Annotated in this window: 27 protein-coding genes; 9 read left to right on the forward strand and 18 right to left on the reverse strand. The window is 70.0% G+C overall.

Going from position 1 to position 25,724, the window contains the following annotated elements:
* Positions 1 to 162 precede the first annotated feature (162 nt).
* Together SAM23877_RS13700 and SAM23877_RS13705 are read right to left on the reverse strand one after the other, a co-directional pair.
* Positions 163 to 876: a YidC/Oxa1 family membrane protein insertase gene (locus tag SAM23877_RS13700; protein ID WP_053131584.1), complete on the reverse strand. Its 714-nt coding sequence runs from the start codon at positions 874 to 876 to the stop codon at positions 163 to 165.
* Positions 877 to 971: 95 nt separating this feature from the next.
* Positions 972 to 1,283, reverse strand: a complete 312-nt coding sequence (locus tag SAM23877_RS13705) for a DUF6412 domain-containing protein (RefSeq protein WP_053142442.1) — start codon at positions 1,281 to 1,283, stop codon at positions 972 to 974.
* Positions 1,284 to 1,434: 151 nt separating this feature from the next.
* Between SAM23877_RS13705 and SAM23877_RS13710 the strand changes: the two genes are divergently transcribed.
* The 4 genes from SAM23877_RS13710 to SAM23877_RS13725 all read left to right on the forward strand — a co-directional run bounded on the left by SAM23877_RS13710 (position 1,435) and on the right by SAM23877_RS13725 (position 5,442).
* Positions 1,435 to 2,472, forward strand: coding sequence for an SEC-C domain-containing protein (locus SAM23877_RS13710; RefSeq protein WP_053131587.1), 1,038 nt, complete (start codon positions 1,435 to 1,437; stop codon positions 2,470 to 2,472).
* Between the two features lie 78 nt (positions 2,473 to 2,550).
* Positions 2,551 to 3,006, forward strand: a complete 456-nt coding sequence (locus SAM23877_RS13715) for an SRPBCC family protein (protein ID WP_053131590.1) — start codon at positions 2,551 to 2,553, stop codon at positions 3,004 to 3,006.
* A 245-nt stretch (positions 3,007 to 3,251) separates the two neighbouring features.
* Complete coding sequence (locus SAM23877_RS13720) at positions 3,252 to 3,695, forward strand: hypothetical protein (protein WP_053131593.1); 444 nt, start codon at positions 3,252 to 3,254, stop codon at positions 3,693 to 3,695.
* A 382-nt stretch (positions 3,696 to 4,077) separates the two neighbouring features.
* Positions 4,078 to 5,442, forward strand: coding sequence for a DNA cytosine methyltransferase (locus SAM23877_RS13725; protein ID WP_079030189.1), 1,365 nt, complete (start codon positions 4,078 to 4,080; stop codon positions 5,440 to 5,442).
* Here the strand turns inward: SAM23877_RS13725 and SAM23877_RS37340 are convergent.
* Genes SAM23877_RS37340 through SAM23877_RS13740 form a run of 4 tightly spaced genes read right to left on the reverse strand, consistent with a single transcriptional unit; the run spans position 5,374 to position 9,781 of the window.
* Positions 5,374 to 5,835 carry a very short patch repair endonuclease gene (locus tag SAM23877_RS37340; protein ID WP_079030190.1) on the reverse strand — a complete coding sequence of 154 codons (462 nt, stop codon included), beginning with the start codon at positions 5,833 to 5,835 and terminating at the stop codon, positions 5,374 to 5,376. The genes SAM23877_RS13725 and SAM23877_RS37340 overlap by 69 nt on opposite strands.
* A 42-nt stretch (positions 5,836 to 5,877) precedes the next feature.
* A complete protein-coding gene (locus SAM23877_RS13730) occupies positions 5,878 to 7,695 on the reverse strand; it encodes a DEAD/DEAH box helicase (protein WP_053131595.1) in 1,818 nt (605 codons plus the stop codon).
* Positions 7,692 to 9,113 carry a ParB N-terminal domain-containing protein gene (locus SAM23877_RS13735; RefSeq protein WP_053131597.1) on the reverse strand — a complete coding sequence of 474 codons (1,422 nt, stop codon included), beginning with the start codon at positions 9,111 to 9,113 and terminating at the stop codon, positions 7,692 to 7,694. Before SAM23877_RS13735 ends, SAM23877_RS13730 begins: the two co-directional genes overlap by 4 nt.
* Positions 9,114 to 9,130: 17 nt before the next feature.
* Complete coding sequence (locus SAM23877_RS13740; protein WP_053131600.1) at positions 9,131 to 9,781, reverse strand: hypothetical protein; 651 nt, start codon at positions 9,779 to 9,781, stop codon at positions 9,131 to 9,133.
* 355 nt (positions 9,782 to 10,136) lie between these two features.
* Between SAM23877_RS13740 and SAM23877_RS13745 the strand changes: the two genes are divergently transcribed.
* Positions 10,137 to 11,123: a hypothetical protein gene (locus SAM23877_RS13745; protein ID WP_053131604.1), complete on the forward strand. Its 987-nt coding sequence runs from the start codon at positions 10,137 to 10,139 to the stop codon at positions 11,121 to 11,123.
* A 59-nt stretch (positions 11,124 to 11,182) separates the two neighbouring features.
* On the opposite strand, the gene SAM23877_RS13750 is transcribed toward SAM23877_RS13745, so the two are convergent.
* Positions 11,183 to 11,815, reverse strand: coding sequence for an ATP-binding protein (locus tag SAM23877_RS13750; RefSeq protein ID WP_053131607.1), 633 nt, complete (start codon positions 11,813 to 11,815; stop codon positions 11,183 to 11,185).
* Positions 11,816 to 12,033: 218 nt separating this feature from the next.
* Between SAM23877_RS13750 and SAM23877_RS13755 the strand changes: the two genes are divergently transcribed.
* Together SAM23877_RS13755 and SAM23877_RS37345 are read left to right on the forward strand one after the other, a co-directional pair.
* Positions 12,034 to 12,879: a helix-turn-helix domain-containing protein gene (locus SAM23877_RS13755; protein ID WP_053131610.1), complete on the forward strand. Its 846-nt coding sequence runs from the start codon at positions 12,034 to 12,036 to the stop codon at positions 12,877 to 12,879.
* Positions 12,880 to 13,107: a DUF397 domain-containing protein gene (locus SAM23877_RS37345; protein ID WP_079030191.1), complete on the forward strand. Its 228-nt coding sequence runs from the start codon at positions 12,880 to 12,882 to the stop codon at positions 13,105 to 13,107.
* 4 nt (positions 13,108 to 13,111) lie between these two features.
* Here SAM23877_RS37345 and SAM23877_RS13760 read toward each other — a convergent pair whose 3' ends face one another.
* From SAM23877_RS13760 to SAM23877_RS13775, 4 genes are all read right to left on the reverse strand, one after another.
* On the reverse strand, positions 13,112 to 13,600 hold the full coding sequence (locus SAM23877_RS13760) for a hypothetical protein (RefSeq protein ID WP_053142444.1): 489 nt from the start codon (positions 13,598 to 13,600) through the stop codon (positions 13,112 to 13,114).
* A gap of 134 nt (positions 13,601 to 13,734) precedes the next feature.
* A complete protein-coding gene (locus SAM23877_RS13765; protein ID WP_053131613.1) occupies positions 13,735 to 14,553 on the reverse strand; it encodes an SAM-dependent methyltransferase in 819 nt (272 codons plus the stop codon).
* Between the two features lie 174 nt (positions 14,554 to 14,727).
* Complete coding sequence (locus tag SAM23877_RS13770) at positions 14,728 to 15,201, reverse strand: carboxymuconolactone decarboxylase family protein (RefSeq protein WP_053131616.1); 474 nt, start codon at positions 15,199 to 15,201, stop codon at positions 14,728 to 14,730.
* A 170-nt stretch (positions 15,202 to 15,371) separates the two neighbouring features.
* The gene (locus SAM23877_RS13775) at positions 15,372 to 16,253 is read right to left on the reverse strand and encodes an alpha/beta fold hydrolase (protein WP_053131619.1); all 882 of its coding nucleotides are present in this window, start codon (positions 16,251 to 16,253) and stop codon (positions 15,372 to 15,374) included.
* A gap of 328 nt (positions 16,254 to 16,581) precedes the next feature.
* On the opposite strand from SAM23877_RS13775, the gene SAM23877_RS13780 reads away from it, so the two are divergent.
* Positions 16,582 to 16,884 carry a hypothetical protein gene (locus SAM23877_RS13780; protein WP_053131621.1) on the forward strand — a complete coding sequence of 101 codons (303 nt, stop codon included), beginning with the start codon at positions 16,582 to 16,584 and terminating at the stop codon, positions 16,882 to 16,884.
* Between the two features lie 13 nt (positions 16,885 to 16,897).
* Here SAM23877_RS13780 and SAM23877_RS13785 read toward each other — a convergent pair whose 3' ends face one another.
* From SAM23877_RS13785 to SAM23877_RS13795, 3 genes are all read right to left on the reverse strand, one after another.
* Positions 16,898 to 17,263, reverse strand: a complete 366-nt coding sequence (locus SAM23877_RS13785; RefSeq protein WP_053131625.1) for a VOC family protein — start codon at positions 17,261 to 17,263, stop codon at positions 16,898 to 16,900.
* A 254-nt stretch (positions 17,264 to 17,517) separates the two neighbouring features.
* The gene (locus SAM23877_RS13790) at positions 17,518 to 19,038 is read right to left on the reverse strand and encodes an MFS transporter (protein WP_053131628.1); all 1,521 of its coding nucleotides are present in this window, start codon (positions 19,036 to 19,038) and stop codon (positions 17,518 to 17,520) included.
* 99 nt (positions 19,039 to 19,137) lie between these two features.
* Positions 19,138 to 20,607 carry a DUF445 domain-containing protein gene (locus SAM23877_RS13795; RefSeq protein ID WP_053142447.1) on the reverse strand — a complete coding sequence of 490 codons (1,470 nt, stop codon included), beginning with the start codon at positions 20,605 to 20,607 and terminating at the stop codon, positions 19,138 to 19,140.
* A gap of 197 nt (positions 20,608 to 20,804) precedes the next feature.
* Here SAM23877_RS13795 and SAM23877_RS13800 point away from each other — a divergent pair, with 197 nt between their 5' ends.
* Complete coding sequence (locus SAM23877_RS13800; protein ID WP_053131631.1) at positions 20,805 to 22,172, forward strand: SGNH/GDSL hydrolase family protein; 1,368 nt, start codon at positions 20,805 to 20,807, stop codon at positions 22,170 to 22,172.
* Positions 22,173 to 22,208: 36 nt separating this feature from the next.
* Here SAM23877_RS13800 and SAM23877_RS13805 read toward each other — a convergent pair whose 3' ends face one another.
* Genes SAM23877_RS13805 through SAM23877_RS13820 form a run of 4 tightly spaced genes read right to left on the reverse strand, consistent with a single transcriptional unit; the run spans position 22,209 to position 25,718 of the window.
* Positions 22,209 to 23,045, reverse strand: a complete 837-nt coding sequence (locus tag SAM23877_RS13805; protein WP_053131634.1) for a DUF1707 SHOCT-like domain-containing protein — start codon at positions 23,043 to 23,045, stop codon at positions 22,209 to 22,211.
* Positions 23,046 to 23,078: 33 nt separating this feature from the next.
* The gene (locus SAM23877_RS13810; RefSeq protein WP_053131637.1) at positions 23,079 to 24,083 is read right to left on the reverse strand and encodes an ABC transporter ATP-binding protein; all 1,005 of its coding nucleotides are present in this window, start codon (positions 24,081 to 24,083) and stop codon (positions 23,079 to 23,081) included.
* Positions 24,080 to 24,919, reverse strand: coding sequence for an ABC transporter permease (locus SAM23877_RS13815; protein ID WP_244902938.1), 840 nt, complete (start codon positions 24,917 to 24,919; stop codon positions 24,080 to 24,082). The genes SAM23877_RS13810 and SAM23877_RS13815 overlap by 4 nt, the downstream gene beginning before the upstream one ends.
* Positions 24,912 to 25,718 carry an ABC transporter permease gene (locus SAM23877_RS13820; RefSeq protein ID WP_107291867.1) on the reverse strand — a complete coding sequence of 269 codons (807 nt, stop codon included), beginning with the start codon at positions 25,716 to 25,718 and terminating at the stop codon, positions 24,912 to 24,914. The genes SAM23877_RS13815 and SAM23877_RS13820 overlap by 8 nt, the downstream gene beginning before the upstream one ends.
* Between the last annotated feature and the right edge of the window lie 6 nt (positions 25,719 to 25,724).

Below are 25,724 nucleotides of genomic sequence, written 5' to 3' on the forward strand. Positions count from 1 at the left end.
CAGCCCGCCCGATGAGGTGCGACCTGGGTGCGGCAGTGACGCGACAACCATCGGAGGACTGGTCGATCGTCCAAGGTCGGGGTCCACTCCGCAATACCCCGTTCACGTACTGGACCGTAGGCCAGGCCGTACGCCCGTGCCCTCGCCGGTGCGCCGCCGCCCTCACCGGTACAGGAAGGCCCGTTCGACGGCGCTCCACGTCATGCTGGTGACGACGTACAGCGCGGCGGCCAGAGGCACCACGGCCACGGTGACGAGCGTGAAGAAGGACATGAACGGCATGACCTTGGTGATCGCGCCGACCCCCGGCACCGCTTCCGCGTCACCGGCGGGCAGCATCGGCCGGGCGGCCATCGTGCGCTTGGTGAGCCGGTAGCTGAAGGCGGCGACGGCGGCGACGACCGCGAACAGCCCGGCGTACACGAGCCCCGCGCCGCCGACCGCCCCGCCGTCACCGAGCGCGTCGGCCCACCGCCCGCCCAGCGGGGCGGCCAGGAGCTGGTGCGCGAGCAGTTCGTTGGCCCGGCCGCCGATCGAGGAGCTGGAGAACAGGTGGTAGAGGAGGAAGAAGGCGGGCACCTGGCACAGGCTCGGCAGGCATCCCGACAGCGGTGACACCTTCTCCCGCGTGTGCAGGTCGAGGACGGCCCGCTGGAGCTTCTCGGGGTTCTTCGCGTGCTTGCGGCGCAGTTCGGCGATCCGCGGCTGCAGTGCGGTGCGCGCCTTCTGCCCGCGCGCGGCGGCCCGGGACAGCGGGTGGACGAGGAGCCGTACGAGCGCGGTGAACAGGACGATGGCGGCGGCCGCGGCGGAGGCGCCGAACAGCGGCTGGAGCAGGTCGGCGAGGTGATCGACCAGGCTGGCGAAGACGGACATGGGTGAGCCCTCCGGGGGTCTCGTCGTGCCGGGGTGGGAGAACGGCGGCATGACGACACGACCCGCGCGGGGTTGCCTCGTGTGGAAGGGGTGCCCTACGCGGCGGTCGCCGGGAGGGCGCGCCCGGGCGCTCGGGGCCGGCGGCGGCCACGGGCGTCGGGGTCGCGTTGGGGCAGGAAGGCCGTACGCAGGTCCCGGTCCCTGATGGCCGTGCGGACCCGGGTGCGCGGCACGGCGGGCGCGCAGCGGGCGGCGATGACGGCGCAGACGGCGAGCGCGGCACCGACCGCGGCGGTCGCGGCGAGCGCGACGGTGGCGGAGAGGCTGCCGACGTCGACGAGGGCGACGGGAAGGAGCACGAGCAGCAGCACGAGCAGGGGACGCAGCACGGCCCGTCCTCGGGTCATCGCCACCCCCCTCTCCCGTACGCGTGTGTGCCCCAGTTATACCGCAGCGGCACCCGGCCGGGTACGGGCGTCCGGCGCCCGCCCGCGTGGCCCGGGGCCCTGGCCTGCGGGTACCTCACCTTCGTCACTTCTCGGCAGTACGGTGTCATCCATGCGCCCCGACACGTCTGCCGAGAACGTCGACCACGCCGCCGAAGCGGCACGCCTGGAGCGGACCGCCGGCCTCTACCCCGAGGACGCCGAGGCCCTGCTCCTGCGCGCCGCGGCCCATCTGGAACTCTCCGGCGACCGCCCCGCCGCGACCAAGCTCTACGACCGCCTGCTGGCCTCCGCCGCCGGGCCCTCCGAGCTGGAGAACCCGTCCCTGATCCGTGCCCTCAAGGCCTCCAACCTGTGGGAGTACGACCACGAGGCGGAGGCCCGGGCGATCATCGACGGCGTCCGCGCGGCGTCACCGCGCGACCCCGCTCCCTGGGTGATCGTGGCCGAGGCCCTGGAGGCCCACGACGAGCTGGAGGCGGCGCACGAGACGTTCACGGAGGGCGCCCGCCTGCTCCTGACGGACGTGGCCGAGCCCCCGTACTCGACGCACCCCCTCCTCTACGGCCGCCACCGCGTGCGTCGCATGCTGGGCCTCGCCCACGACGAGTGGGACGCCCTCGCCGACACCCTGCACTCCATGCCGGTCTCCCTCGACGAGCTGCACGACCCGAAGCGCGTCTGGTCGCTGGGCTCGGACAACCCGGCGGACCTGGAGGCGGAGATCTCCCGCCTGCGCGCCGAGCTCGGCGCCTACCGCGAGGCCCTCTCCCGCCCCTTCCCGGTGGCGATGCTCCACTGGCCCGCGGACGAACTGGCGGAACTCGTCGAGGCGTACCCGTCCCTCGCCGCCGAGTACCCGTCCTACGACGACCACCTGGCGACCATAGAGTCCGCACTGCGCGAACTGGCCTCGTCGGGCACCCCCAACCTGGGCGTGGTCCGCGGCACCGTCCCGTCCTACGAGGCCTTCGCGGCGTCGGAGGGCGCGTCCCCGGCCGACGCGGACCTGCTCCCCCAGTACGCGACGGTCCTCGCGGCCCGGGGCCGGGCGGTGGCGTGGCCGCCGCAGCGGGGGGCGGCCTGCTGGTGCGGCTCCCAGCGGCCGTACGCGGAGTGCCACGGAGGGAATGTCCCGACGGACCGATGAGAACCCGCGCCGGCGGACGTCTACCGGTGCAACAGCCCCCGCACCACGCGGGGCGTCGACCGGAGGAGACAGGACGACATGAGCACCGAGCAGACCCCCACCCCCGCAGGCGGCTTCCCCTACACCCTGACCCGCACCCTGGACGCCCCCGCGGCGCGGGTCTGGCAGGCCTGGACCACTCCGGACCAGTACGCCCGGTGGTCCCACGCCGCTCCCGGCTCGGTCGAGCTGGACGTCCGGCCGGGCGGCCCCTGGAAGGCCACGATGATCACCCCCGACGGCGCCGAGTTCCCCCTCACGGGTACCTACCTCCAGGTCACCGAGAACCGCCACCTGACCATCGGCATGGACGTCCCCGGCCGCCCCGACCCCGCGACGATGACCGTGGAACTCACGGAGGAGGGCCCCCGCAACACCGTGATCGTCCTCAGCCAGACCTGCGACACGGCGGAGGAGCGGGACATGGCGGAGCAGGGCAGCGGGATGCTGCTGGACGGGCTGGAGGGGTTCTTGGCCGACGGGTCGCGGGGCTGAGCCCCGTAGGGCGGGCGGATCGGAGCACCCGCTCCCGACGGCTCCACCACCGGCCGTAGGGCGCACACCCGCCCGCGGACGGAGGGGGCATGCGGCGCCACCGGACGGGGACGCCGACACGATGACGATCAAGCTCGCCTGAACGTCCGTCTTAATCACATGGACCCGCCGACTCGATCACGGCATGATCACCCCTTGAATGGGGCGGCACAATCGGTGTACGCCCCGATGGGGAGGACAGCCTGATGCGCATCGGCTCGAAGACCAAGGCGATCGGCACAGTGGTGGCGAGCGGGATCCTCGTGATCGGGATCTCGACCTCGGCGTCGGCCTACGACAACATCCCCGCCGGCAACTACGGCTACGCCCAGTGGAACGCCAACCCGTCCGGCTCCACGCCCGGCGACTCGCTCAGGGCCTGCGACACCAACGCCGACGGTTACGGCGTCAAGGCGAAGGCGTTCAACTCGAACTACGACGTCGTCCGCACCGCATCCACCTCGGGCCTCAGCGCCGGCCAGTGCACCTCGTGGAAGAGCGGCGACCTGCCCGAGGACAACAGGTTCCAGATCATCACCTACCGGGTCAAGGACGGCAACGAGATCGTGCTCGACCACAGCCAGATCTTCTCCTACCGGGTCAAGGACGGCAACGAGATCGTGCTCGACCACAGGTTCGTCTCGTCCTGATCACCTGCCCGGTGCGCGCACGCCCGGGTGTCACTCCCATGTGACGCCGTCGACGGGCAGCCCGCCTCCGAGGGCCGCGGAGTCCAAGGAGGCGGGCGCCCTAGCCGAGAAGACAGCACGCCGCACGAGCGGGTCCTCACGCAAGCAGCGTCGGATCAGGGCGCGGGTAACTGCCACGCACGTTCACTTCCTGCCCGCCGTGTCGGCAGACGACAGGCCCTGCTACCCCACCAGCCACCGCCTCGATACGGCTAAAACAGGACGCAAGGGACGCCCAGCAGTGGGGCAAACAGAAGCGTCTGCGAAGTGCGAGACTCTTGATGTCGAGGGCTCACACGGAGATCACTGGCTCTCGCACGAGAAGCCACGCAGAAGGAGAGTCATGCCCCCCAGCGGTCATGAGCGCCCACGGTTCAGCCAGCCACTGACATCGATCGAGATCTGCGCAGGGGCCGGTGGGCAAGCCGTTGGGCTTCACAATGCCGGGTTCGATCACCTTGCTCTCGTGGAGTGGGACGCTCACGCTGTGAGCACGCTGCGAGCCAACGTCGGCAACTGGCCGCGCTGGACACCGGAGAAAGCTCGCAAGATCGACCCCATGGATGTCAGAGATTTCCTGAAATCCGACGTCCTCTCGGACCTGAACCTGAAGCCAGAGAAGGACGACGAAGCAGGACCTCTCGATCTGCTGGCGGGCGGTGTTCCATGCCCGCCCTTTTCCTTGGCCGGAAGAAGGCTGGGAAGGGACGATGAGCGCGACCTGTTTCCGGCCGCTCTGGAAATCATCGACACACTGAAGCCCAAAGCAGTGATGATCGAGAATGTGCGCGGCATTCTAGAGCCGCCCGAGTTCTTCATCGAATACCGAAACTGGATCCTGCGTCACCTCGCGAAATCTGGCTACGTTGTTCCCGGCGTCGACACAGCGCAGTCAGCCAAGGCGCAGGATCTAGCCATGCGGAAGATCTGGCGTCGTCTTGACGCAAGCGACTTCGGAGTCCCCCAGTTGCGCCCAAGGGCTATTCTGGTGGCCTTCCACAAGAGCGTCCTGAAAGAACCCTCTGACTTCCGTTGGCCACTGCATGTCAACACTGGGCGCGCTACGGTCTTCGACCGCCTTGAGCCCTCCATGCGCGAGCGTTGCGAGAAGTTCTGGGACAAGAACCAGCGGGGCGAGCAGGCGCAGCCCGGCGAGCGCACCGGCAAGGACGTCTACGACGAGTGGCGCGCAGCCGCCGAGAAGGCTGCCGCTCTGGGCCGTGGCGTGGCGCCCACGCTGGTGGGCGGTTCACGAAAGCACGGTGGCGCGGACCTGGGACCCACCCGGGCAAAGAGGGCGTGGGCCGCGATGAAGGTGAACGCCATGGGCGTCGCCAACGATCCAGAGACATGCGACGCCGAGCGCGACCTTTTCCGGGAAGCCGGTCCAATGCTCACCGTGGAACAAGCAGCCACCATTCAAGGATTTCCGCGCGACTGGAATTTCCAAGGCAAGAAGACCGCACGGTATCGCCAGGTCGGAAACGCTTTCCCGCCGCCCGTGGCCGAGGCTGTCGGGCGGGCGATCGCTGCCGTGCTGCGACCTGAGCACCGCGACGAACTTCTCGCGAACTACACGATGGACGGCTCAGCAGCAAAGGCACCGGGAAGCGAGCCTGAGCAGATGGAAATCTCCGTGTCAGGCACCGTCACGGCCAGCCCTTCGATTAAGGACCACAGCAGCAATTTCGCGGGCGCAAGCTCCTGACGGCTCGTGCTCCCAAAAGCGGAGCACAAGCCACCCCGCCTCTTCCAGCTTCTGATCCGTATCCCGGTCTCTGCGAACGTTGCGCAGTACTTTCTCAGACCAGTATCCGGAATTCGTTTTCGGCGGGACGTAGTGCTCAGGACAGCCGTGCCAGTAACAGCCGTCGATGAAGACTGCCACCTTCGCCGAACGGAAGACCATGTCCGCCGTCCGGCGAAGGTCCGGCAGAGGGCGGGCCGCCACCCGGTACCGCAGCCCGGCGGCATGTACGAGACGCCGGATCAGGATCTCCGGCTTCGTGTCACGACTGCGGATCGCCTGCATGTTGCGGCGGCGTGCTGCGGATGAAGCCCAGGAACCTTCCGGGGCTTCCCATTCGGCTTCGTGGGACACACCGCAGAGGGTAGTCCCGCGAGCCCGCGGCACGTGCCGGTCCTAGCGGCCTCCCATGTGAGCCAGCAGTGCCTCGATGTCGCTTGGTGCGAGACCAGCGGCGACCGACGGCTCCTCTTCGAGGTCGGCGAGCTGCTGCACGGTGGGATCGTCGAGGATCCGCCCCATAAACTCCAGCTTCTGTTCCAGGCGCGCGGCCACGACCTCGTCGATGGAGTTCCGCACCGCCAGGACCGTGACCCTGGTCTCCGTATCGGGGGCAAGCCCTAGGCGGTGAATGCGGTCCAGGCTCTGCAGGAACCGGCCCGCCATGAAATCACGGTCCACGTAGACCGCGTCATGACAGATCTGGTGCAGGCTGATGCCCTCACCCAGAGTGGCCGGGTTGGAGATGAGCACCATGCACCCCGGGTCCTCACGGAACCGGCGCAGTTGTTCGTCCCGGTCGGGGGTACCGCCGTGAACGACGGCCGGACTGTACTTCTCCAGCATGCGCTCCAGCGTGGTCAGGCTCCTCACGAACGTCGTCCAGACCAGCGTCTTTCGGCCCTGGGCGGCGTTCTCCGCGATGATGGTCACGGCCTCTTTGTACTTGGGCGACAGCTCGTAGTCAGGCAGGTTCTGCATCAGGGAGTACAGCGAGCTTCCCTGAGGGGGGTCGATCGGCGGAAGCTGGTACGCAAGCGGCTCGTACCGGCTGGCCCCCTCAAGGAGGAGCGCTGGGCTCGTGGCGGCCATGAGGAGCCGGAGAGCTGTTTTCCCGAGTGAGCTCAGGTCTTCGCGCGCAGCCCCACTGGATTCCCCGCCCACGAGAGACGCGTAGATCTCGTCGTGAAGCGGTGGCATGTCGACGAAGCGCAGCCCCAGCTGCACGGGAGGCAGGCCGAGTTCGTGCTTCGTAGTCCGTGTGAACAGTGGCCGCAGAACAGAGCTCGCGTGCGCGAGATTTCCCCCTGCCACCGCCTGGACCACCGTGCGCTGGCCGTGTCCCGGCCAGACGAAGCCCAGCAGGTTCTCCAGGTCCCTGGAACCGTTCGGAGCCGGTGTTCCCGTGAGAATCAGCCGCCGCGCGGCCAGCGGTCCCAGCGCCATGCAGGCAGCCCCGTAGGTGCCACGTGCGCCCAGCTTCATCCGGTGCGCCTCATCCAGAATGATCATGGAGGGGCCCGCCTTGAGCCAACTGGCCAGCATGGACAGCGACCGGTCAAGGCGCTCGTAGTTCACCACGAGCACCTCAGCCCACTGATCCAGTGATCCATCCAGCACGTTGATGCGCAACGGATGGATAAGGCACTCGGCGGTCTCGTAACGCCACGACTCATACGCTGACTTGGGACAGACGACCAGCAGTCGGCTTACCCGGCCGGCCGCCTTCTGCGCCGCGTACACGGCCAGTGCGACCCGGGTCTTGCCCGCGCCGGGCACGCTGAAGTTGGCGCCGTGCTGTAGCGACAGCAGCTTGGCGATGTCCCTGCGCTGGAACTCGCTGAGTTCGCCCTTCCAGGTCTCCCCGAGGAGCGCGGGTACTTCATCGGACGCGACCTCACCGGGCGTTTCCCGGCCCGCAAGCCGCTGCTGCACGGTGTGGGCGTCCTGGACCACTCCGGAAACAAGGTCTCTCAGGTCGTCCGCCCACTCCACACCGGCAGGATCTGACCATGTGCCGAGGAGGCCGAGGTCCGCGAGAAGCTCATCCAGGGAGACGGAGGCACTCAGCGGGCCGAGCTGGCCGCCGGTACGGAACCGGGCGGCCAGCTGTACGAGTTCCTGCTGGAACGATTCCGTGGTGCGCAGAACGACACGGGTCCGGGTCTCGTCGAACCCGAGACGCAGCGATTTCTCGCCGACGGAGCTGGTCACTGAGAGCCCTCCGCCGAGACCGCTTCCAGGAGCCACGACACACCGTCCCCAGGCTGGGGAAGACCGCGGCCGGCCTGCTTCGCGAGCTTCAGCAGGCTGTCACGCAGCTTGACCACGGCGTCGTCGAACGCCTCCTCGTCGAGGCTGCGAGAGGTACGTGCCTGCACCAGGTCGTTCACACACTGGTCGATGCTCGCGCAGGCCTCTGCCAGCCGGGCCGGGGCAAGCTGCTTGCGCTTGCGGAGCCGGGTGTTGCGTCCGGCCGCTTCGATGGCCCCGTCAAAGGCCGCCTTAGCACTGTCGAGCACGTCCTGCGCGGCGGCCTTTCCCTGGTCTCCGATCGCCGGCGTCTCACTGCTCACGACGGCGGCGGCCCGGAGGATTTCGTCGTTCATGGCGCGTGCCTCGGCGACGGCCGAGGAGGCGGCGGGCACCTCCAGGCCAAGCCCCGGAATCGAGACTGACTGCGGCTGGGCCGGACTGGCACCCCCTGCGATAAGCCGCTGCTCAAGCCCGTCCTTCAGGAAGTCCTCGTTGATGTGGCGGACATCCGTCTTAGAGAAGTTGAGCAGGATCGCGGCCAGGCGGAGTTCCTTGAGGACCTCCGCCTGGTCACGGTCAACCGTCTCCAGCTTGACGTACAGCCGCTGGAGTTCCTTGAGCCGCTCCTGGGCGCCTTCCCAGTCGACCAGGCGAAGCCCGTTGCCGCCGCCGGCGCGGCTTCGTTCGATCAGCTCGCGGATCGTGCTCAGGATCCACCGCTCCTGATGGTAGGTACGGACCTGAATTCGGAAGTCCTTGGCGATCTGCTCCGGCGTACGCCCCAAAGCCGCCTGTTCCTCCATGGCGATGAGACGGTTGATGTAGGAGTAGTCCCGCCGATGGTCCTTGCGCAGCTGCAGGGACAGTTCGACGGCGTTGATGTCGGCCCAGGTGAACGAAGCAGGCAGCACACCGACCCGCATCGACTGGGCCCCGAGCTCGCGCAGCGCGGCGGCCCGGGTGTTTCCGTTCACCAGCACTCCGTGCCGGGTCACCAGGCCAGGGTCGTTCTGCCCGAACTGATCGAGACTTTCCTTGAGGGTGTCGAACTCCTTGTCCCGAAGATTCGGGTCCGCAGGGGACGCCTTGAGTAGGAACTGAAGATAGTCCTGGCTTTCGACGCTCCAGGGGTCCTTCTCCAGAGCCGCGTCCCGCTCGGAGTCGTGGCTTCGCTGAGCCCGGATCCGGTGCGTGCTGGGGTTGTAGAAAAGGCTGCTGAGCGGCAGGTCGATCACTTCGACATGGGCCTGCTGCCCGTTCCAGTCGACGGTCACGGTCTCGCGGGTACCGCCAGACGCCTTGACCTCCTCGACCTTCTTGCTGATCAGATCACCGAACTCGGCCGCCCGCGGCGGGGCCGGAAACTCGCGCATCATCGTCGTCCCGTCCTGTCTCAGTCGTCCGTACCGTCAAGGGCGTCGGCCACAGCCTTACGGGAGTCCTCCGGCAGGGTCCGGTACAGGCCCCACAGCACCTCCAGCGAGCTGTACGTGCGCTGGTCGTTCTTCACCCAGCCGCTCAGTACGCTCCGCTCGAGGGGTGCCAGCGACTCGATCCGGGAGAGCACCCCCGGCAGGTGCACAGACCGGTCCACGGTGCCCCGCCCGCAGCGCTGGCACTCGGTGACCAGCTGGTGGGTGACACTGCCGTCCGCCAGCGTCACCTGCCGCCGGGCGATGTTCAGCACCGCCTGCGTGACACCGTCCTCGTACGCCTCGCCGGCGCCGATGCCACACGTCCGGCACAGGTTCCCGTCGGCCTGCATCACCTTCATCCGTTGGGCGTTGGTGATGCTCGACTTGTGGCTCGGCCCCTTCGCGTGGCCCGGCACCCACACGTCCTTGCCGCGCGTTACGAAGCGACGCTCCTGAGGAAGCAGCTCCGGGTCTTCGCGGGCCGTCGAGATCTCCCATCCGTAGTCGCGCAGACCGCGCATGCGCCGGTCAATCTGCGCCACGTCCGGAAATGCCTCGCGCAGCTTGGCCACGGTGAAGATCTCGCCTTCCCCGACGACCTGAATCAACCAGAGAGCGGCACGCGCCATACTCCCCAGCTTGTGGTTTCCGACACTGGTCTCCTGCCACGACGGCAACGTCACGACGGGTCCCCTCCCCTAGAAAACGCACACGATTAGGCGGTCTGCCGCACACGAATAGACATGCCTGAGTCATCCGTGAATGTGCGGCTCACGCCACCCCCACATCCCTGGTGGCTGACTCCTAAATCGTGGCACATCGAAACCGCTTCGAACCCTCTCGATGCAACTTGCGCACCAACTGGCAAGAGAGGAAGCAAAAACCGCCAGGCAGAAGCCAGTTACCCTCCGGCACAATGGCGGACAACGTCACTGACTGGCGCCACGCATGGCCAGTTATGCCGCATACGCGGAGGTTTGCCCCATGGCAAAGCGCAGCAACAGCCGTCGCCCGTTCGCATGGACGGAGAAGGAACTCGATCAGGATGTCCTGCCGGACAGGCGGCGGCTGGCCACGGCGCTGCAAAGGATCTGCCGCCACCTCGCCGTCACGACTTCTGAGGGTGCGAGGACTACCCATCCGACGCAGGCCCAGACGGCCGAGTACTTAAAGGTCAGCGAGACGACGCTGACACGCTACCTACAGGGGCGGCGCATCCCACCAGACAGGACGGCCGCGTTCATCTTCAACACCGCCTGCCGGGACGCCGGGGACGGCCGGAAGCTCGGCATCACACACGGCGAGCTGCTGGAACTGCGTGCGAGAGCCGAGCAGGAGCGATGCGGTAACTGCTCGCAGCACAGGGACGCAGCGCGTGCCGCTGGCCAGAAACTCCGGTCTCTGAAGGAGACCCATGAACGGCTCGAACGGACGGCGGCAGAACGCACGCGGGAACTCAGTGAACTCCGTCGGCGCATCACCGGGCTGAAGCAGGAGACGCAGCGGGTGAAGGACACTCAGCCGAACCCCATGAGCGGAGCCGGCCCGGAAAGGTTTCAGGGAGGGGCGCGCGCCGCAACTCTGTTGCCGGTCCCCCACCCACAAGGGGACCGGCAACAGAGCAAAAACGGAGCCCTGGCAGCCCGCAACGTCGGCCGTCGCGCTGAGGAGCTGCTCAGCGGCAGCCGGCCGGACACCACCCTCGCGCTCCTGCGGCACACGGCGGACGCTTACACGCCTGCGGAAGTGGCCCTATTGATAGCGCTGTTGAGGAAATGGGAGCAGCACGATCTGGCCGACAACCTCGTCCACATCTTCGCGCGTGACCGCCACGACCATGACGTGGTGAGGGCAGCACTGATACTGCACGAGCAGCAAGCCGTCACGGATGCGGAGACGCTGCTGCGCACGGCCGCCGCCCACCCGGGGTCTGCCCTGTCCCGGGCAGAGGGAGCCGGGACTGTCAGATAACAAGGCCTGGTACGCCGCACTGCCATCACGTGATGCGGAGAGGAGGCTGAACGAAACACTCAGGCGGCAATGCCCGGCTCAGCTTCGTAGTGCAGCTGAGCCTGGTCCAGGATGTCGTCTGGATCAAAGCCTCGGGAAGCCGTCCAGTGCAGCAAGTCAGCGATCAGCTCAACCGCGGACTCCTTGAGGGCGGCGTCGTGCAGCCGGCCCTCTAGAGCAGTGGCACCCCCAGGGCGGTAACTCCGGAGAGCCGCAGCAGCCCGTTCCATCCGCTGGCACACCCACTCGGACCCGAGTGCGATCTCGCACCACACCGACTTTCCGGCTGCCGTCAGAATCGTCCCCCAGTCCGCTGTCACGGCGGCGAGCAGGTGCAGGCCGCGTCCGCACTCGTCGCCGCAGCTGACCACGGACAGGGACGGCACGGCTCGGCTTTTGTCGTGGACTTCTACGCGCAGCCGCTCGCCGTCCCACTCCAGGACCAGCGTGGCGGACGTGCCCTCACCTACGTGCTTGATGACATTCGCGGCCAGTTCCGTGACCACCAGCTCCGTCTCCTCCACGGCTTGGGGCAGGCCCCAATGACCCAGCTGAGCCGTGGCGGCCTGCCGTAGCAGACGCACCTCGGCCGGCGCTGCCGTGAAAGGCAGAACAGATCGGTGCCGATGTTCCCTGACGTCGTCGCCGAGCATGCGAACTTCTCCCTCCCGAGCCACGCACGTGCTGCGCCCACCGTGTCCGTCCGGCTGCACTGCGTAGCGGTCCGTAAGGGGAGAATGACACAGAGAAGTCTCTCCATGGAACTTCTCATGGGACTCCATCGAGTGAATCGGGGGTGGGGGGTCCCGTCTCTGCCTAACCTGATCAGGCCCGGTGCGACCGCCCGGCGCAGGCGCAGGAAGAAGCCCGCATGACCGTGAGGACCACCACTCGTCGCCGCCAACTCGGCGCCATGCTGAGGAAGTTGCGTGCAGCCAAAGGACTGACCCTGGAGGAGGCCGGTCGGCTTGTCGGGGTTTCCAAGGCCACGGTCAGCCGTTACGAGACGCAGGCGGGGCCGGTGAGGTGGATCGTCGTCGACGCCCTGTGCCGGGAGTACGACGCGACAGACGCCGAGCGAACGGCCGTTGTAGGGCTAGCCAAAGACGCCAAGCAGCAAGGCTGGTGGAATTCGTTCGCTGACTCCATTCCGGAGAGCATGAACCTGCTGCTGACCCTGGAGGACGACGCTGTACGGGAAGACCACTTCTCCTGTGTCTACGTCCCTGGCCTCCTGCAGACCCGCGCCTACAGCACCGCCCTGCAGCGGGCGAACGAGGTACCTCTGGAGCCCACCGAGATCGAACGGCTGGTGGACATCCGCATGAGGCGGCAGGAGATCCTGACGCGGCCGAAGCCACCGCGCCTCTGGGCGATCCTCGACGAGTCCGTGATCCGCCGGGTCGTCGGGTCACCGGAGGCCATGAAGGAACAGCTCGACCGGCTGCTTGACGCGAACGATTCTCCTCACATCACGCTTCAGGTACTCCCCTTCTCCAAGGGAGCCCACTCCGCCGCCCTCGGGAGCTTCGTCATCATCGGTGGTACCGAGTCAGCCCTTGATGTCGTGTACGTCGACTTCCACACGGGCTCGCTGTTCCTGGAGAAGGAGGAGGAACTGGAGCGCTACAGACTTGCGTTCGAGTACCTCCGCGCACAAGCGTTGGACATGGAAGCTTCGTCCGCCCTGATCCATCGCGTCCGCGAGGAGTTGTGAATGCCCACCGGTCTCCCGGTTGCCGCTGACCTTGTGTGGTTCAAGTCGTCGCACAGCGGTGGCAATGCCACCGAGTGTCTCGAGTGCGCTTACGCCCCGACCCGAACTCTGATACGCGACTCGAAACGGGCGAACGGCCCGGTCCTCTCCGTGAGCCCCGGGGCCTGGCGTCATTTCGTAGACGCGCTGCATCCAGCCGGGGAACACGGACTCGCGCCCCACCCGTGAGGCGTCACCACGCCACCGTCAGCGACCCTCCCACCGGCAGCCCGTGCCAGCGCTCCCCGTACTCGTCGAGCCGGGACACGATGCGGTCGATCACCGGCGGGATCTCCCCCGCCGTCACGTACGCCGGCAGCTCCCGTGTGTGGCCGTGGCGCAGCTCCCAGACGGGTACGGCGATGCCCGCCAGTTCCTCCGAGCGGGCCATGTCGGCCTTCGCCTCGGGGTTCGGCCGCGGTCGCTTCGTCTTGCGGCGGCGGTTGGCCCTGGTGCGCTCCGCGGGGTCGGCGGGCCAGAAAAGGCCGTTGTCGCCAGCGGCCAGCCGCCCGTAGACGCCCAGCCTGATGCCCGCCTCGGCCTCGACGAGGAGGTGCACCAGGTCGTGCGGGAGGTACGGGTGACCGCCGGGGCCGTTGCGCGGGGCGAGCGCGGGGCCGGTCTCGCGGTGGACGGCGATGTCGTAACTCGTGCCGGGGCCCTTGGTGAAGACGACGTGCATGCCCGGCACGGTAGAGGGCGCCGTCCGCCGGGCGCACCCGCTTTTCCGGGGCGCCCGGCGCCGGTGCGGCTTCGTCCGCCGCACCGAGCGCGCGTCGGGTCAGCGGGCGGCCTGGCGGCCGGGCGCGGTCGGCCTCACGGCTTGCGCCCCACCCCGCAGTACGCGTCGACGGCGGGCGCGCTCGGGGTGTCCGCCTCCGGGCGCCACTCCGTGACCCGGACGACGCCGGGGGCGAGCAGGTCCAGGCCCTCGAAGAAGCCGGCGATCTCCTCGACGCTGCGGACGTGGTAGGGCGTCGCTCCGCTGGCGTTGTAGGCGTTGGAGGCGGCGATCATGCCCTCGCTCGTCGCGGTGCTGTCGCTGATGACCAGGTGGCTGCCCGAGGGGAGGCCCGCCACCAGACGGCGGACCAGGTCGCGTGCCTGGTCGTGTTCGGCGACGTGGCCGAGGGTGTTGAGGATGATCAGGGCGATCGGCCGGGAGAAGTCGAGGGTCCCGGCGGCGGCCTCCAGGACGGCGTCGGGGTCGTAGAGGTCGGCGTCCAGGTAGGCGGTCCTGCCCTCGGGGGTGCTGGTGAGCAGCGCGCCCGCGTGGGCCAGCACGATCGGGTCGTTGTCCACGTAGACGATCCGGGCGTCGGGGGCCACGCGCTGGGCCACCTCGTGGGTGTTGTCGGCGGTGGGCAGGCCGGTGCCGACGTCCAGGAACTGGCGGATGCCGTGCTCCGCGACCAGGTGCCGGACGGCGCGGCCCAGGAAGAGCCGGCTGGTGAGGGCCACGTCGACGAGCCCGGGGAAGATCTCCTTGATCTGCTCTCCGATCTCGCGGTCGACCTCGTAGTTGTCCTTGCCGCCGACGAAGTAGTTCCAGAAGCGGGCCGAGTGCGGGGTGGTGGTGTCGATCCGGGCCCGTATCTCCGCGGTGGCCGCGAGCTCGGAGTTCGTGTCCGACACGGCAGGGTCTCCTCGGGGTCGATGTCGGTGATCCGGACACCAACCTAGCGCCGGCGGGGCCGGGGTGGTGCGGGAAGGGTGGCTTCGACGCCGGTGCGGGCGGGGGGAGTTGGGGATCCGGCCGACGGCTCGCTCCCGCGCCGGGGAAGCCGTCGACCGGTGCGTCGTGGGGCGTCAGCCGAACATGCCCGGCTGGTAGTCGCCCGCGGGCTGCCGGGTGATGGCGTTCACGCGGTTGTACACGTTGATGAGGGCGATCAGCCCGACCAGCGCCGCGAGCTGGTCCTCGTCGTAGTGCTCGGCCGCGTTCGCCCAGGCCTCATCGGTGACGCCGCCCGCGCCGTCGGCGAGGCGGGTGCCCTGCTCGGTCAGTTCCAGGGCGGCGCGCTCGGCGTCGGTGAAGACCTTCGCCTCCCGCCAGGCCGCGATCAGGTTGAGGCGTACCGCGGTCTCCCCCGCCTCCGCGGCGTCCTTGGTGTGCATGTCGAGGCAGAGGCCGCAGCCGTTGATCTGGCTGGCGCGGATCTTCACCAGCTCCTGGGTCGCGGCCGGCAGCGTCGAGTCGGTCAGGATCTTGCCGGCCGAGTTGATGTGGCGCATGACCTTGCCCGCGATCGGGTTGGCGAAGATGTCGAGACGAGCGTCCATGGTGAGTTCGTTCCTTCGGCGTGGGCGGCGTGACCGGCGTGGTCGGCGTGCGCTGCGTACGCGTGCGCTGTGTGCCGGGCCGTCAGGCCATCGCCGCGCGGGGGGCGTACACGGTGACAACGAGACACGGGCGCGGACGTGACAGGGCGGGCGGAGGCCGCCGCCGTGTCTCAGCCGTTCGGCGTGGGGCGTGCCAGCAGCCGGGTGAGTGCCGTCGTGACCTCGGCCGGGCGTTCGTCCATCACCCAGTGGCCGGCTTCCTCCAGCATCGTCAGTTCGGCCCCGGGTACCGCCTCGGCCAGCTCCGTCGCGATCGACGGGCTGAGGTACGGGTCCGCGCGGCCCCAGACGACCGCCGTGGGGCAGGGGACGGCGGCCAGGCGCCGGCGCAGTTCGGGGCGGGGCGGGGTGCGGTAGTCGGCGAAGTAGTGCAGCAGCCAGCGCCGGCCCTCCCGCGTGTCCATCCAGTCGACGTAACCGGACAGGACGCCGGGATCGAGGTGGCCCGCGCGGACCAGCGGCGCGAAGGTACGGCGGTGGAGGGCGGCGTAGGGCACGCGCAGGGCCGCCGACCGGAGTACGGGCGTGCGCGCGGCGACGCCGAGCAGGCTGAAGACGGCGTACCAGCGGGGGGTGAAGGTGGAGTGGGCGCGGCTGTTGAGCACGGCCAGCCGGCGTACGCGCCCCGGGTGGGTCTCGGCGAAGCCCAGGGCGAGGAAGCCGCCGTAGTCGTGGCCGACCAGGTTCACCGACTCCAGCTCCAGGGCGTCCACCAACCGGCCGAGCCGGGCGACCTCGGTGTCGTAGTCGAAGGACAGGTGCAGGGGGCGGTCGGAACCGCCCCAGCCGAGGAGGTCCGGGGTGATGACCCGGTGGGTGCGGGACAGGGGCCGCACCTGGTGGCGCCAGCACTGGTGGTCGGCGGGGTAGCCGTGCAGGAGGAGCACCGGTTCGGCGTCGGGCGGGCCGTACTCCCGGCAGGCCACTCGGGCGCCGTCCACCATGACCGTACGGGCACGGGTACGGTCCGTGCCCGGGCTCTGCGTGCTCATCGGCCCACTGCTCCCTCGTTCCGTCCGTCGTCGGCTCCGGCCTGGTCCGGCCGGCCGGCCGTGGTCAGCCTCAACTCGGCGGGTACCCCGGAAGTGACGCGGACAGGGCCCGGCGTTCGGCCGTTGGAGCGACAAAAGCCGCCGAACAGGGGCGGATAGGCGCTCACCACGGCGCGTGCGCCGCGTCCGCTCCCCCGGCGCGTGCGCCGCCCCCGCCGCGGATTAGCCTCGGCTCCAGTACTCGGCACGGCAGGAGTCGGTACGGCAGGAGTCGGTACAGCAGGAGCCGGCACAGCAGGAGCCGGCACAGCAGGAGCAGGAGGCAGACATGGCGAAGGTCCCCAGCGCGGTGGTCGCCGCGAGTGGTCTCGTCGGCGGGTACGGCGTGGCCCGCTGGACGAAGAAGCGGCAGCTCGGCGGGGCCGTGCTCGCCGTCGCCGGAGCGGCCGCGGCGCAGCAGTGGCGGGAGCGGGCCGGCGGGCGGGCGGCCGGGGCGCTGACGGCCGCGTACGTGGCCGGTTTCGCCGGGTCCCACCCGCTGGCCAAGAAGGTGGGCGCGTGGCCCGCCGTCCTCGGGGTGGCCGGTGCCGTGGCACTGGCCTCGTGGGCGGTCGCCGACCGGCGGGGCTGAGTACGGGAAGCCCTCACGGCTGTGGCAGGTGCGTGAGTACGTTCACCACCCGCCCGCCGGGGTCGCGGACGAAGAAGCGCCGTACGCCCCACTCCTCGTCCCGCGGCTCCCGTACGATCTCCGCGCCCGCGGCGAGCACCCGGGCGTACACCGCGTCGACGTCCTCGACCTCCACGCTCAGGTCGGGGACGACGGGGGCGGTCCGCTCCTCGGTGAAGAAGCTGATCTGGGCGGTGGGGTTGGCCGGGGAGGCCAGGGTCGTCACCCAGCCCATGTTCATGACCTCCTCGAAGCCGAGCAGGCCGTAGAAGTCGCGGCTGGTCGTCAGTTGGTCCTCGGACGCGACCTGGTGGTTGGGGACGATGCGGCGGATGGTCATCGGGCGGCTCCTCGCGGTCGGTCGGCTCCTCACGGCCCGTGGACCTGTGGGTCCGTGGACCTGTGGGCCCGTGGGTCCGTGGACTCGTGGGCCCGTGGACTCGTGGGCCCGTGGACTCGTGGGCCCGTGGACCCGTGGACCCGTGGACCCGTGGGCCGGTGCGCCCGACGGCCCAGGGGGTGGTGCGCAGGCCGCCGGCGGCGGTGCCCAGGCCGTGGGCGGGCACCGGGGCACCACGGCCGGCGGTCCCGACGCTACGCCTTCGCCGTCCCGGACCCCGGCGCCCCCGCCGAGCCCCCCGAGTCCGCCGCCACCGACGACAGCGGCGCCGCGATGTCCTCCAGCGAGCGCCGTTCCGCCTTCACCGCCAGGAACGCCGCCACCAGGCCGGCCGCGCACATCAGCCCGGCGCCGATCTGGAAGGCCAGGACCGTGTCGGAGACCACCCCGGACTCGGTGAGGTCGGCGAAGAGCAGCGGGCCGCTGATGCCGCCGGCGGCGGTGCCGAGCGCGTAGAAGAAGGCGATGGCCATCGCCCGGGTCTCCATCGGGAAGATCTCGGAGACCGTCAGGTAGGCGCTGGAGGCGCCCGCCGACGCGAAGAACAGCACCACGCACCAGCAGGCCGTCATCGTCGTCGCCGTGAGCGATCCGCGGTCGAAGAGGTACGCCGTGCCGAAGAGCAGGATGCCGGAGAGCAGGTACGTGCTCGAGATCATGATGCGGCGGCCGACGGTGTCGAAGAGGTGGCCGAGGAGCAGCGGGCCCATGAAGTTGCCCGCGGCGATGACGGCGAAGTAGTAGCCCGTGCTGCCGGTCGGCACGTCGAAGAAGGTGATGAGGATGGTGCCGAAGCCGAAGGTGATGGCGTTGTAGAGGAAGGCCTGGCCGATGAAGAGGGAGAGCCCGAGGACCGCGCGGCGCGGGTAGCGGCCGAAGACGGTCTTGGCGATGAGGCCGAAGCCGATGCTCTTGCGCTGGTGGATGGTGATCTCACCGGCCGGCGGCGGCAGCTTCTCGCCCTTCTCCTCCTCGACCTCCCGCTCGACGGCGGAGACGAGGGCGTCGGCCTTCTCCCCCTGGCCGTGGATGAACTGCCAGCGGGGACTCTCCGGTACGTGCCGGCGGACCAGGAGGATGACCAGGCCGAGGACCACGCCCAGGGCGAAGCTGAGCCGCCAGCCGAGGTCCTTGGGGAAGATGTCGGTGTCCAGCATCACGATGGACAGCAGGGAGCCGCCGATCGCGCCGAGCCAGTAGCTGCCGTTGATGATGAGGTCGACCCGGCCGCGGTACTTGGACGGGATCAGCTCGTCGATCGCGGAGTTGATCGCCGCGTACTCACCGCCGATGCCGAAGCCGGTGAGGAAGCGGAAGAGGAAGAACCACCAGGACTCGAAGGACAGGGCCGTCAGCGCGGTCGCCGCCAGATACACGACCAGGGTCGTGATGAACAGCTTCTTGCGGCCGTAGCGGTCCGTCAGCCAGCCGAAGAACAGGGCCCCGCAGCACGCGCCCGCCACGTACAGGGCGGCGGCGAGGCCGGTGATCTGGGCGGAGCTGATGTCCAGTCCGCTGCCGTCCTCGGCGATGCGCCCGGCGACGTTGCCGACGATCGTGACTTCCAGGCCGTCCAGGATCCAGACGGTGCCCAGACCGATCACGATCATCCAGTGCCACCGTGACCAGGGCAGCCGGTCCAGGCGGGCGGGGACGGCCGTGGTGACCGTACCGGTCGGGGCGGGCACCGAGGCCGACGACGATTCTGCTGTCATGGCTCCCTCTCCGTCGGGCGAACGCCTCCCTTGTGCCCTGCACCGGGAGGAACACGCCCGCCGCGCCGGGAGGCCGCGGGGCCGCCCGCAGCGGCGGCCCTACGCCCCCAGGATGCGGGAGACCGTGTAGATCAGCAGCCCGGCGAGCGAGCCGACGACCGTGCCGTTGATACGGATGAACTGGAGGTCGCGGCCGATGTTCGCCTCGATCTTCTTCGTGGTGTGCTCGGCGTCCCAGCTCGCCACCGTGTCCGTGATCAGGGAGGTGATCTCGCGGCGGTAGGTGGTGACCACGTACACCGCGGCCCCCTCGACCCAGCCGTCGACCTTGCCCTGCACCTTGGGGTCGGAGGCCATCCGGGCGCCCAGTGACAGCAGCGACGCGCGGACCCGCAGGCGCAGTTCGCTGCGCTCGTCCTCCGCCGCGGAGACGATCATGGACCGTACGGCCGTCCAGGCGGACGCGATCAGGTCCTGGACCTCACCGCGCCCCAGCACCTCGGTCTTCAGCCGCTCCACGCGCGCGCGGGTGTCCGTGTCGGACTGGAGGTCGGAGGCGAAGTCGGCGAGGAAGCGGTCGAGGGCGCCGCGCGCCGGGTGGGCGGGCATGTCCCGCATCTCGGTGACGAAGCGCAGCAGTTCCTTGTAGACGCGCTCGCCGACCCGCTTGTCCACGAACCGGGGGGTCCATCCGGGTGCCCCGCCCTGTACGGCGTCCATCACGGAGTCGCCGTGCAGGACCAGCCAGTCGTGCGCGCGGGAGACGATCAGGTCGACGGCGCGCTTGTGGCCGCCGTCGGTGACGATCCGGTCCAGCAGCTTGCCGATGCCGGGGGCGATCTCCTGCGCGTCGGCCCGGCGGGTGATCGCCTCCCCCACGACCGCCTGCACGTCGGAGTCGCGCAGCACGGTCAGGGCGCCGCGCAGGGCGGCGGACAGCTCGGCCGTCACCCGGTCGGCGTGTTCCGGCACGGCGAGCCAGGCGCCGAGCCGGCTGCCGATGCCGACGGCGCGCAGCCGCTGCCGTACGACGTCCTCGGAGAGGAAGTTCTCGCCGACGAACTCGCCCAGCGAGACTCCGAGCTGGTCCTTCTTCTTCGGGATGATCGCGGTGTGCGGGATGGGGAGGCCGAGCGGGTGGCGGAAGAGGGCGGTGACCGCGAACCAGTCGGCGAGCGCGCCGACCATGCCGGCCTCGGCGGCGGCGGCGACATAGCCCGCCCAGGCGCCCGCGCCGCGGTGGGCGGCCCACTCGGCCAGGACGTAGACCACGGCGACGAACAGCAGCAGGCCGGTGGCGGTGAGCTTCATGCGGCGCACGCCGCGCCGCTTCTCCTCGTCGGCCGGGCTGAAGGACGTCATCGCGCGGTCGCGGAAGGCGCCGGGGGCACCGGCCGCGACGGACGGTCGCGCGCCCGCCCCGGCGGGCCCGCCGAGGTCACCGGTACCACCGGCACGGTCGGTACGGCCGGTACGGGTCGTACCGCCGGCCCCACCGGGGCCGCCGGAACCACCGGAGCCGCCGGAGCCGCCGGAGCCGTCCGGACGTTCCGCTTCACTGCTCTGCATCCGCTCCACCGTTCGCTGTTACGTCCCGCACACATTGTCCCTTCCTGACCGACTCCCGGAACGGAACACAAGTTCCCGGCGTCTGTCCGGGAGGGGGAACGCCCGGGGGTCGTACGGCCTTTCCCCGGCCCATGACGCATCATGGGTTCATCGGACCGGAGCTTCGGGCTCCCCTCGCCCGAGGAGAACAGCACAGCATGACCCGGGGTCGTGACGGAGGTACGGGGGCACCTCCCACCAAGCACCGTGCCCTGCTCGCGGCGATCGTCACCCTGATAGTGGCGATCTCCGCGGCCATATACGCCGGTGCGTCCGCCGACGACGGCACCGGGGACCGCACACCACCGGTCGCCGGCGGCCGCTTCCCGCGGGGCGACGCCGCCCCCGCCTCCACCGGAAACTGGGTCGGAGCCTGGTCCGCCTCACCGGCGGCGGCCGAGCCGGGCACCGGGACGACCGGCATGGCCGGCCTCTCGGTGCGCAACGTCGTGCACACGAGCATCGGCGGTACGGGCGCGCGGATCACCCTGTCCAACCTGTACGGGCAGTCCCCGCTGACCATCACGCACGCCTCCGTCGCCCTGGCCGCCGGCCCCGACACCGCCGCCGCGCTCGCCGACACCATGCGCCGGCTCACCTTCGCCGGCAGCCCCCGGGTCGTCATCCCGGCGGGCGGACAGGTGATGAGCGACATCGCCCGCATCGCCGTCCCGTACGGCGCGGACGTCCTGGTCACCACGTACTCCCCCGTGCCGTCCGGCCCGGTCACCTACCACCCGCGCGCGCAGCAGATCAGCTACCTCGCCGAGGGCGACCGCGCCTCGGACGTCACGGCCCTCGCCTACACCACCGAGACCCCGTACTGGCGCTACCTGACCGCGCTCGACGTACTGAGCCACGAGGCCGACGGCACCGTCGTCGCCTTCGGCGACTCGATCACCGACGGCCTCGGCTCCCGGACCAACGCGAACCACCGCTGGACCGACGTCCTCGCCGAGCGCCTGCACGACGCGGCCCGCAACGGGCGGGACACGCCCCGCTACAGCGTCGTCAACCAGGGGATCAGCGGCAACCGCATCCTGACCAGCAGGTCCGGCCGGCCCGCCGACAACCCCAGCGCGCTGAGCCGGTTCGAGCGGGACGTCCTGGGCCGCACCAACGCCAAGGTCGTCGTCATCCTCATCGGCGTCAACGACATCCTGCACAGCCCGGAACTCGCCGACCGCGACCGCGTCCTCGAAGGCCTGCGCACCCTGACCGGCCAGGCCCACGACCGGGGACTGAAGGTCGTCGGCGGGACGATCACGCCGTTCGGCGGGCACGGCGGTCACACGCCGGCCCGCGAGGCGATGCGGCAGGAGATCAACGAGGAGATCCGCTCGGGCCGCGTGTTCGACACGGTCGTCGACTTCGACAAGGCCCTGCGCGACCCCTACGACCCGCGCCGGCTGCGCTCCGAGTACGACAGCGGCGACCACCTGCACCCCAGCGACAAAGGGTACGCGCGCATGGGCCGGACCCTGGACCTGGACGACCTGAAGGGCGCCGCGCCGGTCCAGCTGTGACCGGGACGCCCCCGGCCGACGGGCGCGGCGCGCGGCTCAGTCCTCGTCCCGCCTGCGGCGGTCCCGCTCCTCGCGGCGCAGCTCACGCTCCTCGCGGCGCTCGTCGCGGTGCCCGCGCAGCATCTCCCGGTGCCCCTCGATCATGCTGCGGTGGGCGTCCGCCAGCTCCTCCCGGGTGGAGGAGTGCAGGTCCCCTTGTGCGGCCCTGCGCTCCAGCTTCTCCTGCCGGCGTTCCTCCCGGGCCCGCAGCTTCTCCGCCCGCGTCAGCTTGCGGCGGACGCCGACGCCGCCCCAGAAGGCGAAGCCGGTCACGATCACGCGCGGAGCCCCCGGGTCACCCGGGACACCGGACTCCCGGTGGTCGAAGTCGCCCATGACGCCGACACCGCGCACCAGCACCTCGACACCCGGCGGCACGATCACGTCCACCCCGCCCATGATCGCCACGCAGTTGATCACGACCTCCCGCTCGGCGAAGTACGCGTCGCGCAGGTCGATCTCCCCGCCGCCCCAGAACGCGAAGGAGGTGAACCGCCTCGGCACCGTCCAGCGCCCCTTGCGCTGGAACCCGGACATCACGGCGACCGCCCACGACGACGACCCCTCGCCGCCGGTGACCCGGCCCGCCCAGTCCCCCTCCGCCACCGGTTCCTTGGTCATCGACACCTTGGGCGCCACGACGGCCCCGCCGACCGGCAGGTCCCTGGTGATCGGCGCCAGCTCCCCGTACGTACGCGCGCTGTACGTGGCGTCCAGCCGCTCCTCGAACTCGGTCATGTCCAGGCGGCCCTCCGCGAGGGCGTCCCTCAGGACCTCGGCGACTCGTTCACGGTCGGCGTCGGATGCGCGGAGTTCCGGGGCGTCGTCGGTCATGTACAGCAGCCTACGAGGTCACCGCGCCGGAAACTACGCGCTCGAGCGTTCCGCGTACATCTTGGCGATCACCGACTCGATGTCCGGCTCCCGCACCGACAGGTCCACCAGCGGATACTCCGCCGCGATCCGCGCCACCAGCCCCGCCGCCGACGCCGACGCCGGGAACGCCAGCCACTGCCGCGGCCCCTCCACCCGCACCACCCGCGCGGGCGCCTCCACCACGACCGGCGGCAACTCCCGCTCCAGGTCCACCACCAGGGTGCGCTCGCTCTCCCCCGCCTCGTGCAGCCCGGCGAGCGGACCGTCGTACATCAGCCGCCCGTGGTCGATCACCATCACCCGCGAGCACAGCTGCTCGATGTCCTGAAGGTCGTGCGTCGTCAGCAGCACCGTGGTGCCGCGCTCCGCGTTCAGGTCCCGCAGGAAACCCCGCACCTTCGCCTTGGAGACCACGTCCAGGCCGATCGTCGGCTCGTCCAGGTACAGCACCTCCGGGTCGTGCAGCAGCGCCGCCGCGATGTCGCCGCGCATCCGCTGCCCCAGCGACAGCTGCCGCACCGGCACGTCCAGCAGCTCCTCCAGCTGGAGCAGCTCCACGCAACGGTCCAGGTTCTCCCGGTAACGGGCGTCCGGAATGCGGTACATGCGGTGCATCAGCCGGTAGGAGTCGATCAGCGGCAGGTCCCACCACAGCGTCGTCCGCTGCCCGAACACCACCCCGATACGGCGCGCCAGCCGCGTCCGCTCCCGGGACGGGTCGATGCCGGCCACCCGCAGCCGGCCACCGCTCGGCGTCAGGATGCCGGTCAGCATCTTGATCGTCGTCGACTTCCCGGCACCGTTCGGACCGATGTAGCCGACCATCTCGCCACGCGCCACGGAGAACGACAGACCGTCCACGGCCCGCACCCGCCGCCGCTCCCGCTTCAGGAAGCCCGTCCTCCTGCGCACGTCGAAGACCTTCTCCACCCCGACGAGCTCGATGTACCCCGCCCCGGACCCCACTCCGTCCGCCGCCTCCGCCAACGCCCTCAACTCCCCGTACTCCGATACGAACGAAGCCCCGCCCGCCAGGCCAGCCCCGCCAGCGCGCAGCACGCCACGGCCACCAGCGGCGGCGCGAACGCCACCCACCGGGGCAGGTCCAGCGGATACGGCCGCCCCAGCACGTAACACGCCGGCAGCCAGTTCACGAAGGCCAACGGCACCACGAACGTCACCCCCCGCACCAGGTCCAGCGCGAACACCGTCGGCGGATACTGCAGCATCGTCGTCCCGCCGTAGGTGAAGGCGTTCGACACCTCCGAGGCGTCCTGCGCCACGAACTGGAACGCCGCCGCCGCCACGAACACCGCGCAGAAGATCCCCGCCCCGCTCAGCAGCATCACCGGCATCAGCAGCACCTTCGCCACCGACCAGTCGACGTCCACCACCGTCAGCGCGTACCCCAGCACCAGCAGCCCCTGCACCACCCGGCCCAGCCGGCGCAACCCGAAACGGTCCGCCGCCACCTGCGCCAGCACCGGCGCCGGACGCACCAGCAACGTGTCCAGGGTGCCGTCCCGCACCCGGCGGCCCAGCCGCTCCATCGAGCCGATCGCCAGGTCGGCCAGCCCGAAGGACACCCCGGACAGCCCGTACAGGAGGGCCACCTCCGACAGGGACCAGCCGCCCAGGGCGTCGACCCGGGAGAACATCAGCAGGATCGCCACGAAGTCCAGCGCCGTGATCGCGAAGTTCCCGAACGCCGTCAGCACGAAGGACGTCCGGTACGCCATCGTCGACCGGACCCACATCATCACGATCAGGCCGTACACCCGCAGCCCCTCCGCGACCCGCCCCCGGCCGGCCGCGTGCGCCGTCTCAGCCACCCTGCACCACCACCCGGCGCGTCGCCGCCGCCTGCACCAGCCGCCCCACCGCCAGCAGCGCCACCGCCCACACCCCCTGGAAGACGAACGTCCCCAGCGCACCGGCCTCCCCCAGCAGCACGTCCGCCGGCGCCTGGAGCAACGACGACCACGGCAGCGCCCGCACGACCTCGCCCAGCGCCCCCGGGAACACGTTCAGCGGCAGCAGCATCCCCGAGCAGAACAGCCCCACGATCCACCCCATCTGCTTCACCCCCGTGCCGTCCAGCAGCCAGAACGCCGAGAGCGCCACCAGATAGCGCAACGCGAAACTCACCACCATCCCCAGCACCACCGCCACCAGGAACGCGGCCCACACCGACACCTCCCGAGGCAGCTCCACCGGGAAGAACAGCGAACCGAACACCAACGGCACCACCCCACGCGCCACCAGCTGGAACAGCGCCCGCCCCACGTCCGCCGCCAGCCACCACAGCTGGAGATCCGCCGGCCGGTACAGATCCACCGCGATGTCACCCGTACGGATGCGCTCCATCAGCTCGTCCTCGAAGCCGCCGCCCCCGATCGCCAGCGCCGCCAGCAGGGCCTGCCCCAGCCACACGAACGTCACGGCCTGCGCCTGGTCGTAGCCACCGAGCTGCGGTTTCTCGTCCCACAGGGCCAGATAGGTGTACACCAGCACCAACCCGAAGACCGTGTTGGTGAACACCCCGGCGGCGGTGGCCACCCGATACGTCGCGTACCGTCGGAATCCCCCCGCCGCGACGGCCACGTACAACCGCCCCGAGCCCACACCCACAGCCCT

This window comes from Streptomyces ambofaciens ATCC 23877 (assembly GCF_001267885.1).
Lineage (GTDB): Bacteria > Actinomycetota > Actinomycetes > Streptomycetales > Streptomycetaceae > Streptomyces > Streptomyces ambofaciens.